The organism is Flavobacterium sp., from assembly GCF_027531705.1.
In the GTDB taxonomy this organism is placed as follows: domain Bacteria; phylum Bacteroidota; class Bacteroidia; order Flavobacteriales; family Flavobacteriaceae; genus Flavobacterium.
The window spans coordinates 1-15279 of record NZ_JAPZSP010000018.1; the positions used below are offsets into that span (position 1 = coordinate 1).

19 protein-coding genes are annotated in these 15279 nt (G+C 30.5%); 17 read left to right on the forward strand and 2 right to left on the reverse strand.

Going from position 1 to position 15279, the window contains the following annotated elements:
• Positions 1 to 161: 161 nt before the first annotated feature.
• The 17 genes from O9267_RS05735 (at position 162) to O9267_RS05815 (ending at position 11316) form a co-directional block, all read left to right on the forward strand.
• On the forward strand, positions 162 to 746 hold the full coding sequence (locus O9267_RS05735) for a Crp/Fnr family transcriptional regulator (protein ID WP_298177053.1): 585 nt from the start codon (positions 162 to 164) through the stop codon (positions 744 to 746).
• Between the two features lie 117 nt (positions 747 to 863).
• Positions 864 to 1391 (forward strand): YceI family protein, encoded by a 528-nt coding sequence (locus O9267_RS05740; RefSeq protein WP_298177056.1) that lies wholly within the window; start codon positions 864 to 866, stop codon positions 1389 to 1391.
• 31 nt (positions 1392 to 1422) lie between these two features.
• On the forward strand, positions 1423 to 1827 hold the full coding sequence (locus O9267_RS05745) for a DoxX family protein (RefSeq protein ID WP_298177058.1): 405 nt from the start codon (positions 1423 to 1425) through the stop codon (positions 1825 to 1827).
• 7 nt (positions 1828 to 1834) lie between these two features.
• Positions 1835 to 2260, forward strand: coding sequence for a thioredoxin family protein (locus O9267_RS05750; protein ID WP_298177060.1), 426 nt, complete (start codon positions 1835 to 1837; stop codon positions 2258 to 2260).
• A 1-nt stretch (position 2261) separates the two neighbouring features.
• Entirely contained in the window at positions 2262 to 3179 is a 918-nt protein-coding gene (locus O9267_RS05755; RefSeq protein ID WP_298177061.1) for an FAD:protein FMN transferase, read from the forward strand.
• Positions 3180 to 3182: 3 nt separating this feature from the next.
• Complete coding sequence (locus O9267_RS05760; RefSeq protein WP_298177063.1) at positions 3183 to 3389, forward strand: DUF4266 domain-containing protein; 207 nt, start codon at positions 3183 to 3185, stop codon at positions 3387 to 3389.
• A 14-nt stretch (positions 3390 to 3403) separates the two neighbouring features.
• Positions 3404 to 4630: a DUF3570 domain-containing protein gene (locus O9267_RS05765; protein WP_298177065.1), complete on the forward strand. Its 1227-nt coding sequence runs from the start codon at positions 3404 to 3406 to the stop codon at positions 4628 to 4630.
• A 6-nt stretch (positions 4631 to 4636) separates the two neighbouring features.
• Positions 4637 to 5146 carry a DUF4405 domain-containing protein gene (locus O9267_RS05770; RefSeq protein WP_298177067.1) on the forward strand — a complete coding sequence of 170 codons (510 nt, stop codon included), beginning with the start codon at positions 4637 to 4639 and terminating at the stop codon, positions 5144 to 5146.
• A 7-nt stretch (positions 5147 to 5153) separates the two neighbouring features.
• Positions 5154 to 6131, forward strand: coding sequence for a VOC family protein (locus O9267_RS05775; protein ID WP_298177069.1), 978 nt, complete (start codon positions 5154 to 5156; stop codon positions 6129 to 6131).
• A gap of 93 nt (positions 6132 to 6224) precedes the next feature.
• A complete protein-coding gene (locus tag O9267_RS05780) occupies positions 6225 to 6878 on the forward strand; it encodes a PHB depolymerase family esterase (protein ID WP_298177071.1) in 654 nt (217 codons plus the stop codon).
• A gap of 6 nt (positions 6879 to 6884) precedes the next feature.
• Complete coding sequence (locus tag O9267_RS05785) at positions 6885 to 7193, forward strand: ferredoxin family protein (RefSeq protein WP_298177073.1); 309 nt, start codon at positions 6885 to 6887, stop codon at positions 7191 to 7193.
• Between the two features lie 205 nt (positions 7194 to 7398).
• A complete protein-coding gene (locus O9267_RS05790; RefSeq protein ID WP_298177075.1) occupies positions 7399 to 8457 on the forward strand; it encodes a glycosyltransferase family 9 protein in 1059 nt (352 codons plus the stop codon).
• Between the two features lie 28 nt (positions 8458 to 8485).
• On the forward strand, positions 8486 to 9052 hold the full coding sequence (locus O9267_RS05795) for a phosphatase PAP2 family protein (protein ID WP_298177077.1): 567 nt from the start codon (positions 8486 to 8488) through the stop codon (positions 9050 to 9052).
• Between the two features lie 28 nt (positions 9053 to 9080).
• The gene (locus O9267_RS05800; protein ID WP_298177079.1) at positions 9081 to 9446 is read left to right on the forward strand and encodes a DUF2147 domain-containing protein; all 366 of its coding nucleotides are present in this window, start codon (positions 9081 to 9083) and stop codon (positions 9444 to 9446) included.
• Positions 9447 to 9808: 362 nt separating this feature from the next.
• Positions 9809 to 10402 (forward strand): hypothetical protein, encoded by a 594-nt coding sequence (locus O9267_RS05805; protein WP_298177080.1) that lies wholly within the window; start codon positions 9809 to 9811, stop codon positions 10400 to 10402.
• Position 10403: 1 nt separating this feature from the next.
• A complete protein-coding gene (locus O9267_RS05810) occupies positions 10404 to 10715 on the forward strand; it encodes a 4Fe-4S dicluster domain-containing protein (protein ID WP_298177082.1) in 312 nt (103 codons plus the stop codon).
• Positions 10716 to 10902: 187 nt separating this feature from the next.
• Entirely contained in the window at positions 10903 to 11316 is a 414-nt protein-coding gene (locus O9267_RS05815) for a lysozyme inhibitor LprI family protein (protein ID WP_298177084.1), read from the forward strand.
• A gap of 183 nt (positions 11317 to 11499) precedes the next feature.
• Here the strand turns inward: O9267_RS05815 and O9267_RS05820 are convergent, their stop codons facing one another.
• Together O9267_RS05820 and secDF are read right to left on the reverse strand one after the other, a co-directional pair.
• On the reverse strand, positions 11500 to 12081 hold the full coding sequence (locus O9267_RS05820; RefSeq protein WP_298177085.1) for a DUF1801 domain-containing protein: 582 nt from the start codon (positions 12079 to 12081) through the stop codon (positions 11500 to 11502).
• An 84-nt stretch (positions 12082 to 12165) separates the two neighbouring features.
• A complete protein-coding gene (gene secDF / locus O9267_RS05825; RefSeq protein WP_298177086.1) occupies positions 12166 to 15147 on the reverse strand; it encodes a protein translocase subunit SecDF in 2982 nt (993 codons plus the stop codon).
• Positions 15148 to 15279: the final 132 nt, after the last annotated feature.

Below are 15279 nucleotides of genomic sequence, written 5' to 3' on the forward strand. Positions count from 1 at the left end.
AGGTTGCGTAAGGAATGTTGGTAACTTTTTTAAAAACCGAAGGGAATTTTTAAAAAAAGTTATCAATGTTCCGATTACAAATCCGTATTTTTGAATTAATTAATAACCTAAAAATGGTCAACGTATTTTAGGACATGACAACGACATAGACAAATAGAAAAATGATAGACAAACTTGTACAACATATCAATGCAAGAATTGAAAACAAACTGACAGAAAGCGACATTAGCTTACTTTCTGATGTTTTTCATTTAAAAAAGTTACGTAAACATCAATACTTAATTCAAAGTGGAGACGTTTGTAAAATAGCAGCGTTTGTTGTAAAAGGAGCTTTAAAAAAATATTCCATTGACACTACTGGCAAAGAAAATATTCTAGAATTATACATTGAAAATTGGTGGGCTGGTGATAAGGAAAGTTTTATGATAGGCACACCAACACCTTACTACATTGATGCTTACGAAGACACAGAATTATTAGTAATAACAAAAGAGAACTTTACTAATAAACTCAGTAAGCTTCATTTTATTTCTGAACTCAACAGTGTATTAACCGAACGGAATTCATTTCAACTTATCAAGAGGTTACATTCTTCTCAAACACTTATAGCTGAACAAAAATTAGAAGAGCTACAAAATACCTATCCCGAATTTTTCCTACGATTTCCTCAACACATTATTGCATCTTATTTAGGAATGACCAAAGAAACATTTAGTCGTATCAGAAATAGTTCATTAAAGAAATAAAATTATTATTTAAAAAAACGTTGACATAAGTCAACGTTTTTTTTTGATTTTTCTCATCGTTTTAATAAACCATATCAATACATCTTTGTTGTGATATTAATTATTAAAATTTATGCAATGAAAAAATTAAATTTAGTTCTCATGTTACTTGGAGTAACTATTCTTTCAGCATTTTCAGTTACTTCTTTGGAATGGAAAATTTCTGATGGCTATTCTATAAAGTTTTCTACAGATAGTGTTTCTGGAGAGTTCGAAAAAATCACTGGAACAATTCATTTCCACGAAAATGATTTGGCAAATTCTTCATTCAATATGCAAGTAGATGTTCAATCTATTGCTACAGGAAATTTTTTAAAAAACAGTCACGCAAAAGGGAAAAAATGGTTTGAATCAGAGAAATATCCAAAAATTTCTTTCGTATCAACAAAAATCTCAAAATCAACAAATGGGTTTATTGTTATTGGTAATTTAACAATGAAAGATGTAACAAAATCTATCGAAATACCCTTAACCTTTAAAAACAATGTGTTTTCTGGTAAATTTAGTGTAAATCGAATGGATTACCACATTGGTAGCATGGAAGGAATGTCTAAAAAAGTTGGAAATAAAATCGATTTACAAATCGCTGTTCCTGTCACAAAATAATTTAATATATAACAATTTAAAAACAAAAAAAATGGAAACTACAAAATCAACAAAAGGAATAAACATTGCATTATGGATTGCTCAAGTACTTATTGCTTTAACCCTAATTTGGGGCGCATATGCTAAATTGTTACAGCCCCTAGAAGAAACTGCAAAAATGTTACCTTGGGCTTTAGACAATCCTGGATTAGTAAAATTTACGGGCTTAATAGATTTATTAGGTGGCTTAGGTATCATTTTACCAGCAGTATTAAAAATTCAACCAAAATTAACTGTTTTTGCAGCCTATGGTGTAATAGCATTAATGATTGCTGCATCTGTATTTCATATTTCAAGAGGTGAAGAATCACTTATTGGAATGAACATTTTCTTCTTGATTTTAGCTGCATTTGTGGCATGGGGTAGAACTAAAAAAGTGCCAATTACAACAAATTAAATAAAGTATGAAAGCCTTTTTGTCATTTATTCTATTAGTAGTTATAAGTTTTAGTTCAAAAGCACAAGAATACCAACAGGTTGATTCACTATTTGCTAAGGCAAAAAGCGAAAATAAGAAAGTGTTATTATACTTCTCTGGTTCAGACTGGTGTGCTCCTTGTATTCGTTTTAAAAAGAAATATATTGAAAATGCTGATTTTAAAGAATTTGCTAAAAATAATTTAATTGTGTACAATGCAGATTTTCCTAGAAAAAAAAACAATCAATTAAATAAAGAAATTGTAAAGTTTAATGAAGAATTAGCAGACAATTACAATAAAACAGGTGCTTTTCCAAAAATAATTTTATTGGATTTTAATGGTTTTATCATAAAAGAGTGGTTAGAGCTTCCTACTGAATCTATAGAAGAGTTTATTAAAAACTTAAAATAATATGTTGGTTAAACGTAACATAAAACTAATGGGAAATGCATTTGAATTTGCTGTTGTAGCTGAAAATGAAAAGGTGGCTAATACACAAATTGAAATTGCGATAAATGAAGTTAAAAGAATAGAAAAACTTTTAACTACTTTCTCCGACGATAGTGTTACAAGTGAAATCAACAGAAAAGCAGGAATAGAAGAAGTAATTGTTGAATCAGAAGTATTTGACTTGATTACCAGATGCATTAACATATCCAATTTAACACAAGGTGCATTTGATATAAGCTATGGGAGTTTTGATAAACGTTTTTGGAATTTCGACACGAACATGAAAGAGCTTCCGTCTAAAGAAAATGCTAAAAAAGCAGTTGCGCTAATCAATTACAAAAACATCATTCTTAACAAAGAAAAACAATCGGTATTTCTTGCAAGAAAAGGAATGCGAATTGGTTTTGGTGGAATAGGCAAAGGTTACGCAGCTGATAGGGCGAAAAGAATAATGAAAGCCCATGGAGTAGAAAATGGATTTGTAAATGCAGCTGGCGACTTAAACGCTTGGGGGGTTCAAGAAAATGGGAGACCATGGACAATTGGCATTGCTGATCCAAATCAAAAGCATAATTTACTGTCATCACTTGCTTTAACAGATGCTGCTATTGCTACCTCAGGTAATTATGAGAAATATGTAATTATTGATGGAAAAAAATATTCTCATACTATTGATCCTAAAACAGGCTATCCAATTAGTGGTATTAAAAGCGTAAGTATCATCACAAAGAATGCGGAATTAGCTGATGCTCTTGCAACTCCAGTTACAGTAATGGGTATAAAAGCTGGTCTTTATTTAATAAACCAATTGAATGGTGTTGAATGTATCGTTATAGATGACAACGACCATATTTATACATCTAATAACATTAAAAAATAAATCATGAAGTTAATTATTTTATTATCAACTATTTTTTTACTAACAAGCTGTAGCGAAGTAAAAGAATATCAAAAAGCAAAAATAAATGATGCAGAAATGTCTTTATCTTCAAGACTTTCTGAAAAAAACGAACTGAATTTTCAACAATATCGAGAAGCTGCTTCAGGTGCCAATGGAGGTAAAACTGGTGGCGGATGTGGTTGTAACTAATTAAAATTTACAGTATGATTAGACCAAAAATGTCCGTATTGGCAGTATGTATGTTATTAGCTGCAAAAACTAGTTTTGCTCAAGAAAGAACTATTGATACAGTAGCAAATACTAATTACAAGTCAAGAAAATTAAAACTTGAAGAACAAAATTTTGTTACAGGTTATTACATACAAGATGGAAACAATGCTGCTGTTACTGGTGGTATGGGTGATGAGCATTTAACAGATGTGGCTACAACTTATAACTTAAATTGGGTAAAATACGATAAAAAAAATCGCAAGCATTCATTAGGTGCAGAACTGGGTGTTGATGTATATTCATCTGCTTCATCAGATAAAATTGATCCTAATACAGTTTCTTCTGCTTCATCTAGTGATATTAGATTATATCCTTCTATTAACTATTTAATTCAAAACGATGAAAAACGATTTAGCATTGGTGGTGGTTATTCGTTTTCAAGAGAATATGATTATACATCTCATGGATTAAATATTATTGGAAGTAAATGGAGTAAAGATAGAAATAGTGAATTAACCGCAAAAGCCTCTGTATTTTTTGATAATATAAGTGTTATTCTTCCAGTAGAATTAAGGCCTAATGGTTACGGCTCGGGTGCAGAAGACGATCCATTGCCAATAGATAAAGCGAATCGAACTTCTTACAATTTTGGATTGATGTTTTCACAAGTAATTAATAAAAATTTACAGATTGCATTGTTATCTGATATTAGTTATCAAGAAGGCCTTTTGGCAACAAGATTTCACAGAGTATTTTTTAATGATGGTAGTGTAAGAGTTGAGAATTTACCTGGTACTAGGTTAAAAATACCAATAGGAATTAGAGCTAATTATTTTCTTGGCGACAAAACAGTTATAAGAAGTTTTTACCGTTATTACACTGATAATTGGAATGTTAACGCACATACATTAAGCACCGAAATAAGTTATAAACTCACACCATTTATCTCGTTTGCACCGTTTTATAGATTTTATGTACAAACAGCAGCAGAACATTATTCTGAATATGCTACACATGATCCTAATTCGGAATTTTACACCAGTGATTTTGACTTAGCAAAGTTTAATAGTAATATGTTTGGATTAAATCTAAGATTTGCAGATCTAAATGGCAAGTTATTTATCAAGAAGCTAAATGTAATCGATTTACGATACAGTTATTATGAACGCAATAACGGATTTTTTGCTCACTCAATAACTTTAGGATTAAATTTTAAGTAATTATAAATGAAAATTCAAAAAATAAAAAGTTTCTATCTTAATTCAAATGCAAATAGAAATTATTTAGTAGAACTGCTTGCTTTTATTCCGTTTATAGCAATGATAGCAAGCGGTATACTAATGCTAATTTATCATATAAGCGAAAATGAAAAACTATTGCTATTTGGTATCAATAAAAGCAGTTGGTTACTTTTTCACAAAATAACATCCTGCATTGCTTTATTAATGGTCATTTGGCATCTAATACAACATGCTTATTGGATTAAAAATTTAATTACGTTACAACTGAAAAGTAAATTTAAAAGAATAAACACCACATTATTTATAGTATTTACTCTTGCCGTTTTAACAGCAATGTGCTCATGGCTGGTTTTTTCAGAAACAACTATAAGTGATGGATTAAAAGGAATTCACAGTAAATTAGGATTTTTAACAATCATTCTTTTTTTCATTCACATCAAAAATTATTTTTCATGGTTAAAAAAAATGACCCTAAAATTTATAAATTTTAAATGATAAAGAAATGGAACGCAAACATTTTATAAAAGGCATATTAGGAACATCACTATTATTATCTATGGACAGTATATCAACATTTGCAAATGCTTTTGTATTAGAAAACGCCAATAATTCAGTAGGTTCAAATGAAATAGCTTCATTTGGAGCTATTCACTTAAATAATACTTCAATTGAAAAAGCAATCTCTTTTTGGACAAAAGTAATTGGTTTGAAATTAAGAAAACAATCTGAAACAGAAGTAGAATTTGGGACTGAACACAAAACTTTAGTTGTAGTTCATCAAACCGCTGCAACTTCTTTTAAAGAGGGTTACAGTGGTTTGTATCATTTTGCAATTCATTTACCTAACAAGGCAGCGTTTGCAAAAGCAATTTATCGTTTACAACAAAATAAGTATTCTTTTTCTCCAGTAGATCATACCATGACTCAATCTCTTTATTTAACAGATTTTGATAATGTGATGGTAGAATTAGCATTTGAAACACCTGAACGTTTTAAACGAGTAATTACCGAAAGTGGGCTTTTTATGGAAGACACAGATGGAACAATAAGAGGAGCTTCTGCACCTTTAGATACCGAAGAAATCTTGAAAAGTCTTGAAGAAAAAGATTTGACTAAAATTATTGATAATGATGCAAAAATTGGTCACTTGCATTTTTATGCCAAGGATGTAGATCAAAATAATAGATTTTATAAAAAATTAGGATTTACTCAATCCAATTATTTTCCTGAATATAGTTTTGCCGACCTAGGTGCTGGTTCGTCATATTCACATCGAATAGCGATGAATTCTTGGCATGGATACAACAAACCTTTAGCACCAAGCACCAATGCTGGGCTAAAACATTATCAAATTGTTTTCAATTCCAAAGAACAACTTTTACAGGCTGTTATGGCAATTGATAATGTAAAGGAAAAAGAAGTGAATTATTGGGCAACCGATCCTACGGGAATTGAGATATTACTTACCCATAATGTATAAATTAAGTAAAGAATGTTTCAAAAATTTATTATCCTTTTCATTACACAATTAACCTTGCTCAGTAGCTGCAAGGCACAAAACAATCAAAAAATTATGGCATCAGAAACATCGCTGCATTATGTTATTAGAGAGAGTAAAGATAGTGTGTTGAAATCGCCTCTATTGATTTTGTTGCACGGAAACGGCAGTAATGAAAATGATTTGTTTTCGCTAAGCAATAGCGTTTCTAATAATTGGATAGTAGTGTCTGTTCGTGGACCATATCAGTTAGCCGAAAATAGTTATCGGTGGTATGATGTGAAAATGGTAAATGGAAAAATTGTCATCAATATTGATGAAGAAGAAAGAAGTAGAAAAAAACTAATACAGTTAATTTCTGAAATAACCCAAAAGTATAATGTAGATAGCGAAAAAATTATTGTTGCAGGATTTAGCCAGGGAGCAAACATGTCTCAATCTTTAGGTTTGAGTGAACCAAATTTAGTGGTTGGATTTGGTGTTTTTAGCGGAAGATATGTTGAAGAGTTTACACCCTATATTAGCAAATCAATAGCACTAAAAAACAGCAAGGCATTCATTGCTTATGGAAGTGGAGATACTATGTTGCCTAAAACGTATGCCACTGAAAATATAACTAAGTTAAAAGAGTTGGGTATTCAGATAACCTACTGTGAAGACACCAATGGTCATTCCATTTCCACAAAACAATGGGATGAATTTTCAAAATGGCTTCTTAATTTCAATTAAACAATTATGAAAAAGAAAATAGACAAATCAAATTGTTCGGATATTGCAGAAAAACTAATGCCTATAGTTAACTTCAATAGCTGTGGAGGTAAAGAAGATTGTGTGGAAGTTTGTCCATACAATGTTTTTGAAATGCAACCCATTACCAAAGAAGATAAAGAAAAACTAAATTTAAAAGGGAAAATCAAAACCTTCTTCTTTAAACAAAAAGCTTATGTTATCAATCCAGAACAATGCTATGCTTGCGGTCTTTGTGTACAGGCTTGCCCCGAAAAGGCAATAAAATTGACGAGATTTATCAAGCGAGACAAATAAAAACTGCCACCATTATCGGTTTACACCAATTGAAGGACTTGCGCATGCTATTTTGTTTTTCAAGGAACATAATCTGGAGACTACAATTCTGTTTTGATGATTGAGTCTTTTGTTTGTTGTTTTCTTGTTACAGTATTAAAAAATTGCGCTAAAACCTTAAAAAGGTCAGAGATTTTAAAACGATTTAAAAATACAAATTAAAAAAATGAAAATACCAAAAAAGATAAATATTTTTAGAAGATTTTTCATGAAAAAATTCACTAAAAACATAGGAAAAACCAATTACAATAAAAGGATTGAACACACCAGTGAAATTGTTACTATTTTAATTTCAAGACCAAATCAACGACTTGGTAATTTGTTACTGATTACTCCATTGGTTCAAGAAATTACGGCTACTTTTCCAAATTGTAAAATTGATTTATTTGTAAAAGGTAATCAAGCCGAATCAATTTTTAGAAATTATGAAAATATAAATCATATTATACAGTTGCCAATAAAGCCATTCAGTAATATCATGAAATACGTCTATGTTTGGTTGACACTAAAATCAAAAAAATATGATTTAGTTATTAATGCAAGCGAAAATTCATCTTCAGGAAAACTGTCAACATTTTTCTCAAATGCAAAGTATAAATTCTACGGTGAATTTAATGATCAAAACAACATAAAATATAGTGATTATATACATAGTGCGAAGTTTCCTGTGTATAATTTAAGGAGTTATTTGAATAAGGTCGAGCGTAATGAAAAACCAAACGTAGTTCCTTTTTTAGATTTGAAGTTGAATTCATTTGAAATGGAACGTGGTAAAAAAAGTTTAAATCAAATTACACACAACGACAACAAAACAATTTGCCTTTTCACAAATGCAACCGGAGAAAAATGCTATTCAGAAGAATGGTGGAATACATTGTATGAAAAATTAAAAAACGAATTTTCAAACTATAACATCATTGAAATTCTTCCTGTCGAAAACACGTCAAAATTAGGATTTAAAATACCAACGTTTTACAGCACAGACATTCGAGAAATAGGGTCTTTAATCGCTAACGCAGATTTATTTATTGGTGCAGATAGTGGATTAATGCATTTATCAAGTGCAGTTGGAACTCCAACAATTGGGTTGTTCTCCGTTACAGATGAAAAAGTTTACAAGCCATACAACAAAAAGGGACTTGCAATAAACACAAACAACGTAAAAAATATTGAAATGTTAGATTTAATCAACATTTACTTAAACAATCCTTTTGCAAAAGCATAAATAAGTAAAATAAATTTTTATAAAATTCATGAAAGAAATAAATAAAATCGATACCGAAATTTTCATATTTCTAAATGGTTTACACAACCCATTTTTAGATGTGATAATGTTTTGGGCTAGCGATAAATTATTTTGGGTTCCATTCTATATATTCTTAGTGGTTATAATCTATAGAGAATACAAAAGAAGAAGTATTTATGTTTTAATAACAATTGCTCTAACAATATTTTTTTGCGACCAAACGGCATCCCATCTATTTAAACCTTTAGTAAAGAGATTGCGACCTTCACATGAACCTTTTCTTAAAGACATAATTCATTTAAGCGAGGCTGGTCCTGGAGGAATGTATGGGTTCATATCTTCTCATGCAACTAACGTATCAGGATTAGCTACTTTTCTATTTTTTCTATTACCAAGAAAATATAACACCTTAAAAATTATTTTGATTTTTTGGGCATGTATTGTTTCGTATAGTAGAATTTACAATGGTGTTCACTATCCGTTAGATGTAATTTGTGGAATGTTAGTCGGCTTACTTTATGGTTATATCTTCAAAATGCTGTTGGTAGAATTCAATTTTTTGCAAAGCGAATAAGTATCAAAAATCTAATTTGCTACTCAATATGAAATATATTATTTTATTTTTTCTATTTATAAACACAGCAGTTCATTCACAAAAAAGTGACGATTTTATTGGATATTGGATAAATAGAGATAAATCAATAACTATCGAAATTTATAAGAATGAAGAAAGTTATTATGGCAAAATAAGCAATTCAACTATTCAAAAAATTCAGAATAAAAAAAATAAAATACTTATTTACCAAATGAGTGCAAGAAGTAACAGAAAACTTTATGGTGGAATGTTCTCAGATATTATAAAAAATGACCAATATGAAATTAAAATGAAGTTAATCAATCCAACTCACATGGTAATTAGTAGAGCTAACAGATTATTTCCAAAAAAGCATTATTGGAATAAAATCTAATTTAAAATGATAAAAGCCAATATAACAACAAACCTTTAGCACCAACTGACAATGAAAGACTAAAACATTATCACATTGTTTTCAAATCAAAAGAACAACTTTTAAAGGCTGTTAAGGCAATTGACAATGCATAGGAAAAAGAAGGTAAATATTGGGCAACCGATCCTACGGGAATTGAGATATTGATTACCCATAATGCATAGATTTAATTTTGAAAAAAAATATTTCAAAAATTAACAATCGTGCTCATTTAACAATTAGCCTTGACAAGTAATCGCAAAGCACAAAGAATTCAAAATATTATGGTATCAGATACATCACTACATTAAATAATTAGAGAGAGTAAAGATAGTGTAGCAAAATTGCCTCTTTTGATTTTGTTGCATGGACATGGCAATAATGAAAATGACTTGTTTTCATTTAGTTCACAAATTCCTGAAAATTGGATAGTAGTCTCTGTTCGTGGTCCATATCAATTAGCTGAAAATAGTTATCGGTGGTATGATGCAAAAATGATAAATGGAAAAATTGTCATCAATATTGATGAAGAAGAAAGAAGTAGAAAAAAACTAAAGCAGTTAATTTCAGAAATAACTAATAAATACAATGTAGATAGCCAAAAAATTATTGTAGCAGGCTTTAGTCAAGGTGGAAATATGTCGCAATCTTTAGGTTTAGGAAATCCAAATTCGGTAACTGGTTTTGGTGTGTTTAATGGCAGATATAATGAAGAGTTTAGTCCGTATATTAGCAAATCAATAGCACTAAAAAACAGCAAGGCATTCATTGCTCATGGAAGTGGAGATACTATGTTGCCTAAAACGTATGTCACCGAAAATATAACTAAGTTAAAAGAGTTGGGTATTCAGATAACCTACTATGAAGACTCCAATGGTCATTCCATTTCTACAAAACAATGGGATGAATTTTCAAAATGGTTAATAAACTTTAATTAACATGAAGGAAAAAAAATTAGATAAATCAAATTGTTCGGATATAACAGAAAAATTAATGCCAATTGTAAATTTTAACGACTGTGGTGGTAAAAAAGACTGTGTGAAAGTTTGTCCATACAATGTTTTTGAAATGCACCCCATTACCAAAGATGATAAAGAAAAACTAAATTTAAAAGGAAAAATCAAAACCTTCTTCTTTAAACAAAAAGCTTATGTTATCAATCCAGAACAGTGTCATGCTTGCGGTCTTTGTGTACAAGCTTGCCCCGAAAAAGCAATAAAATTAACGAGATTTAAGAAGGAAGACAAATAAAAACTGCCACCAACACACGTTTGGCGCAATTGCGAATTTTATGGTAAATTCACGTTCTCGTTTCGCAAGAAATTTTATCTTTGATAGAAAATAATCAGTTCCGAAGCTCGCAACTGACGCCAAGCGCGGGAACGTTGTACGACATATTCCAAAAATGAGACGAATTCAATAACTTAATGCAACAAAAATGATTAAAAAATTCATATCATTAATTATTATTATTTTCAGTAACAAAAGTTTTGCGCAAACTTTAACAACAGTTGAAAAACTAGAAAATAAATATCAAGAATGTCTTGATTCTGGAATCGAAATGAAAAAATGTGCTTCAGATTTCTATCTTACTTGTGATAGTTTATTAAATGTTTCATTCAAAAACCTTAAAATCAAACTAAATAAAACAGATCAAAACAATTTAAAAATTGAGCAAATAAATTGGTTAAAAAAACGAGATACTTATTTCAAAAAAGCAAGTATTGAAGCCAAAAATGAAATGGGTGAACAATTCAGTAATGACTATAAAATGGTGCTTTTTGACAAAAAAAGTGAGTTTGTTATGCTCAGAGTTAAAGAACTAATAAAAAGAAGAAACAAAATTAAATAAAATACGTCGTACAACAGCTGTTTCTAGCAATGGCTAGGCTTGGGATTTATTAATAAAACTTAATTTTTGAAACTAAATTTTAGTTATTTATTTCATAATGCAAACTAAAGGCGAAACGTTAGCAGTAATCATACCTGATGACAATTACTGAAATAGGTTGACAAATTTTTAACTCAATTTAATCTATTTTCTATAACCATCGTTCAAACCAATATTTTCCATAATCATCGGTTTTATTTTTTCCATTCTGGCTAACTTGGTTTTTTCTTGTTTGGCTGTTTCAATATATTCAATAAATTCTTTTTGCTTGTACGGTGTAAATTTTTGAAAAGCAATTTTCAAATCGGGATTTATTTCTAATTCATTTTCAAAAAAGGTCGAAACTATTGGTTCTTTCTTTTGAGGTTTGCTAATTTTTCCTTGTTTTTCATTTTCAATAGCTTCAGCTATATAAGCTAAAATTAGTTTTTCGTTGATTTCATCTTTAGAAGTAAATCGCCATTGTCTTAAGTTTTTTGTAATGCCTTCTTGAGAATTAATCAAAAGTTTTTGTTCATCTTTTAGAAATACACCATTGTAAAACCAAATGGTAAAATACTCTTTAAAACCACCAAGACCAATAACATTTCGTTTATTGAAAGTATAAACAATGCCGCCCCATTTTGTTGTTTCTACGAGTTCTGTTTTGCTTATAATATCTTTGAGTAACTCAAGTTCGGTTTCCCAAAGGTGGTTTTTATTCCAATAGTTTACTTTTTCTTCCATACCTAAAATCTTTAATCAAATATAAAAAAAAGTCCTAAAAAAGATTGCTCTTCTTTAGGACTTTCTATAAAATATATTTTGAAATTAAGCTTTGTTGTGCTCTTCTTCAATTCTTTTATGTTCAGCATCAGAAATTGTATCTACAAGAACTGGTGTTGCGATAAATAATGAAGAGTAAGTTCCTACCACAATACCAATTAACATAGCAAATATAAATCCTCTAATTGATTCTCCACCAAATATAAACATGATTAACAATACCAATATCATTGTTAATGATGTATTGATTGTTCTAGACATTGTAGAGTTAATAGATTGGTTTACAATTTGGTTGAAGTTACCTTTAGCTTTACCACCAAGGTATTCACGAACTCTATCAAATACGATTACTGTATCATTCATCGAGTAACCAATTACGGTAAGAATCGCCGCAATGAAATGTTGGTCGATTTCCATACCAAATGGCATGTATTTCCATAACAATGAGTAGATTCCTAATACGAAGATAACGTCGTGCGCCACAGCTGCAATCGCACCAAGACTATACTGCCATTTTCTAAAACTAATCATTAAGTATAGAAATACAATTGCCATAGCTCCTAAAACAGCCCAATATGAATTCGTTTTGATGTCATCTGCTACAGTTGGTCCAACTTTAGAAGCTTGTAAAATACCATATCTTTTTCCGTCATAGCTATTTACAAATTTCTCATATGTCATTTTATCGTCAAAATGCTTTTTTAAGTTTTCAAACAAAACTTTGTTTACAGCTTGATCTGCTTCGCTACCAGACTCTTCAACTTTATATTTAGTTGTGATTTTTAATTGATTATCTTTACCAAATACTTTAGCTTCGGCACTACCATCAAAAACTTTTAATAATTCTTCTCTAACTATTTCGGCAGAAACTGGCTTTTCAAAACGAACTTGGAACGTTCTACCTCCAACAAAATCAACACCCTGATTTAGACCGTTAGTCATTAAAGAAATAACACTTACAACACAAACTAAAAGTGAGAATGCATAAGTATACTTTTTAATACCTAAGAAATCAAAATGGAAGTTAGTAAAGAAGTTTTTAGAGAAACCTGTAGTGAAAGTCAATACATTGTTTCTTGATAAACTCCAATCTAATAATATTCTAGAAATAAAAATAGAAGTAAATAATGAAGTAGCTATACCTATTAATAATGTAGTAGCAAAACCTTGAATTGGTCCTGTTCCAAAAATCAATAATACTGCTCCTGTAAGAACGTGTGTTACGTTAGCATCTACAATAGAACGCATTGCCCCTTTCCAACCAAATGAAGCATTGATAGCATCCTCTTGAGATTTTCCTTGTCGCAATTCTTCTTTTGCTCTTTCATAAATAATAATATTGGCATCAACAGCAGTTCCCATAGTTAATACGATACCCGCAATACCTGGTAATGTAAGTACAGCACCGATGCTAGCTAAAATTCCGAATAAGAATAATAAGTTTACTAAAAGTGCAATGTTAGCATACCAACCAGCTTTACCATAATAAACAATCATCCAAAGAGCAACAATTAATAAACCAATGATTGCAGATGTTGTACCATTATCAATAGCTTCTTGACCCAAAGATGGTCCTACAACTTCTGATTGTACAATTTCGGCAGCAGCTGGCAATTTACCTGCTCTTAATACGTTAGCTAAATCTTTAGTTTCTGCTACATCAAAAACTCCTGATATTTCAGATCTTCCACCAGAAATTGGTCCAGAAGTTACACCTGGAGCTGAATAAACAACATCATCAAGAACAATTGCAATATTACTTTTTTGAGTATATGCTTTTCCTGTTAACTCTTCCCATGCTCTTGCACCTGCACCACTCATTTGCATAGAAACTGCTGGTTTTCCTGATTGGTCGAAAGTATCAGTTGCATCAGTTACAACACCACCACTCATAGCAGCTTGGTTGTTTTTATTTCCTTTTAAAGCATAAAACTCAACAGTTTCAGTACCTTTTTTAGTTTTTTCGTCAACAGTAATTGTTGGTTTACCCCAAACGAATTTTGCAAAACGTAATTCAGCTGGTAAAATCGCTTTAATATTTGGTCTTTTTAAGTAACCATTGATTGCAGCAGTATCTTTAGGTTCAACTAAAGCTAAAACTGGTCCTCCACCAGGTTGAAAAAATTTGCTTACTAATGGTCCTAAATCTTTAGTATCCGAAGCTTTAGCAGAATCTTTTGATTTATCAGTCAATAAAGCTGTAAGTGAATCATCTTTCTTAACAGTTTCTTTAGCCAAAGCTGTTTTTTCAGTAGCTTTTAATGCTTCATTAGCCTGCATTAAGAAACCACCAACTTCATCAATTTTGTATGTTTCCCAAAACTCTAATTGAGCTGTACTTTGCAATAATTTTTTGATACGATCCACATCTTTAGCGCCTGGAAGTTCAACTAAGATTCTTCCAGATTCACCAATTTTTTGAATATTTGGTTGGGTTACTCCGAATTTATCGATACGTTTTCTTAGAACTTCAAAAGCTGATTGAACTGACTCATCAACTTTACGTCTAACCACTTTTTTAACTTCGTCGTCAGCCATTTTAAAGTTAACTTCGTCTCCAATGATTTTGTTAGAGAAAACCTCTGGAGAAGCTAATTTAGTTGAACCTGCAGAAGCTTTGTCAAATTCTCTAAAGAAAACATCAAGATAATCTTCGTTACCTTGTCTGTTTTTTGTTGCTTCTGTTAATGCTTTATTGAAAACAGGGTTTTTAGTATTGTTGGCAAGTCCAGCAACGATATCTTTAATAGATATTTGAAGTTGAACATTGATACCACCTTCAAGGTCAAGACCTTTGTTGATTTTTTTATCTTTTACTTCATTATAAGTAAAACTGGTAAAACCCATATTGAAAACTTTTTCTTTTCCAATAGAATCTAAATATTTTACTTCTTTTTCTGAATCTCCTTTGGCGAAAGCCTTTGCATCGCTCTCAACTTTGTGAGATACGAAAGTGAAAGAAAGTTGGTAAATGCTTACCAATGCAAATAAAATTGCGAAAAATTTAACTAGTCCTCTATTCTGCATTATTCTAAAAATTAATTAATTCTGTTTGTTTCAGTTATTTATGGTTGGTTTAAATCAAATAAAAACCTGCTTAAAAAATAAACTTTAAGCGGCTAACATTTTTTAAAACGTGCAAATATATAATTATGGAAA

Bases quoted from the DNA above. Each gene is read 5' to 3' on its own strand.
- O9267_RS05790 (WP_298177075.1), top strand. From the start codon at position 7,399: ATGAAAATACCAAAAAAGATAAATATTTTTAGAAGATTTTTCATGAAA.
- O9267_RS05765 (WP_298177065.1), top strand. From the start codon at position 3,404: ATGATTAGACCAAAAATGTCCGTATTGGCAGTATGTATGTTATTAGCT.
- O9267_RS05795 (WP_298177077.1), top strand. From the start codon at position 8,486: ATGAAAGAAATAAATAAAATCGATACCGAAATTTTCATATTTCTAAAT.
- O9267_RS05815 (WP_298177084.1), top strand. From the start codon at position 10,903: ATGATTAAAAAATTCATATCATTAATTATTATTATTTTCAGTAACAAA.
- O9267_RS05735 (WP_298177053.1), top strand. From the start codon at position 162: ATGATAGACAAACTTGTACAACATATCAATGCAAGAATTGAAAACAAA.
- O9267_RS05740 (WP_298177056.1), top strand. From the start codon at position 864: ATGAAAAAATTAAATTTAGTTCTCATGTTACTTGGAGTAACTATTCTT.
- O9267_RS05775 (WP_298177069.1), top strand. From the start codon at position 5,154: ATGGAACGCAAACATTTTATAAAAGGCATATTAGGAACATCACTATTA.
- O9267_RS05785 (WP_298177073.1), top strand. From the start codon at position 6,885: ATGAAAAAGAAAATAGACAAATCAAATTGTTCGGATATTGCAGAAAAA.
- secDF (WP_298177086.1), bottom strand. From the start codon at position 15,147: ATGCAGAATAGAGGACTAGTTAAATTTTTCGCAATTTTATTTGCATTG.
- O9267_RS05770 (WP_298177067.1), top strand. From the start codon at position 4,637: ATGAAAATTCAAAAAATAAAAAGTTTCTATCTTAATTCAAATGCAAAT.
- O9267_RS05750 (WP_298177060.1), top strand. From the start codon at position 1,835: ATGAAAGCCTTTTTGTCATTTATTCTATTAGTAGTTATAAGTTTTAGT.
- O9267_RS05800 (WP_298177079.1), top strand. From the start codon at position 9,081: ATGAAATATATTATTTTATTTTTTCTATTTATAAACACAGCAGTTCAT.
- O9267_RS05820 (WP_298177085.1), bottom strand. From the start codon at position 12,081: ATGGAAGAAAAAGTAAACTATTGGAATAAAAACCACCTTTGGGAAACC.
- O9267_RS05780 (WP_298177071.1), top strand. From the start codon at position 6,225: ATGGCATCAGAAACATCGCTGCATTATGTTATTAGAGAGAGTAAAGAT.
- O9267_RS05760 (WP_298177063.1), top strand. From the start codon at position 3,183: ATGAAGTTAATTATTTTATTATCAACTATTTTTTTACTAACAAGCTGT.
- O9267_RS05810 (WP_298177082.1), top strand. From the start codon at position 10,404: ATGAAGGAAAAAAAATTAGATAAATCAAATTGTTCGGATATAACAGAA.
- O9267_RS05745 (WP_298177058.1), top strand. From the start codon at position 1,423: ATGGAAACTACAAAATCAACAAAAGGAATAAACATTGCATTATGGATT.
- O9267_RS05755 (WP_298177061.1), top strand. From the start codon at position 2,262: ATGTTGGTTAAACGTAACATAAAACTAATGGGAAATGCATTTGAATTT.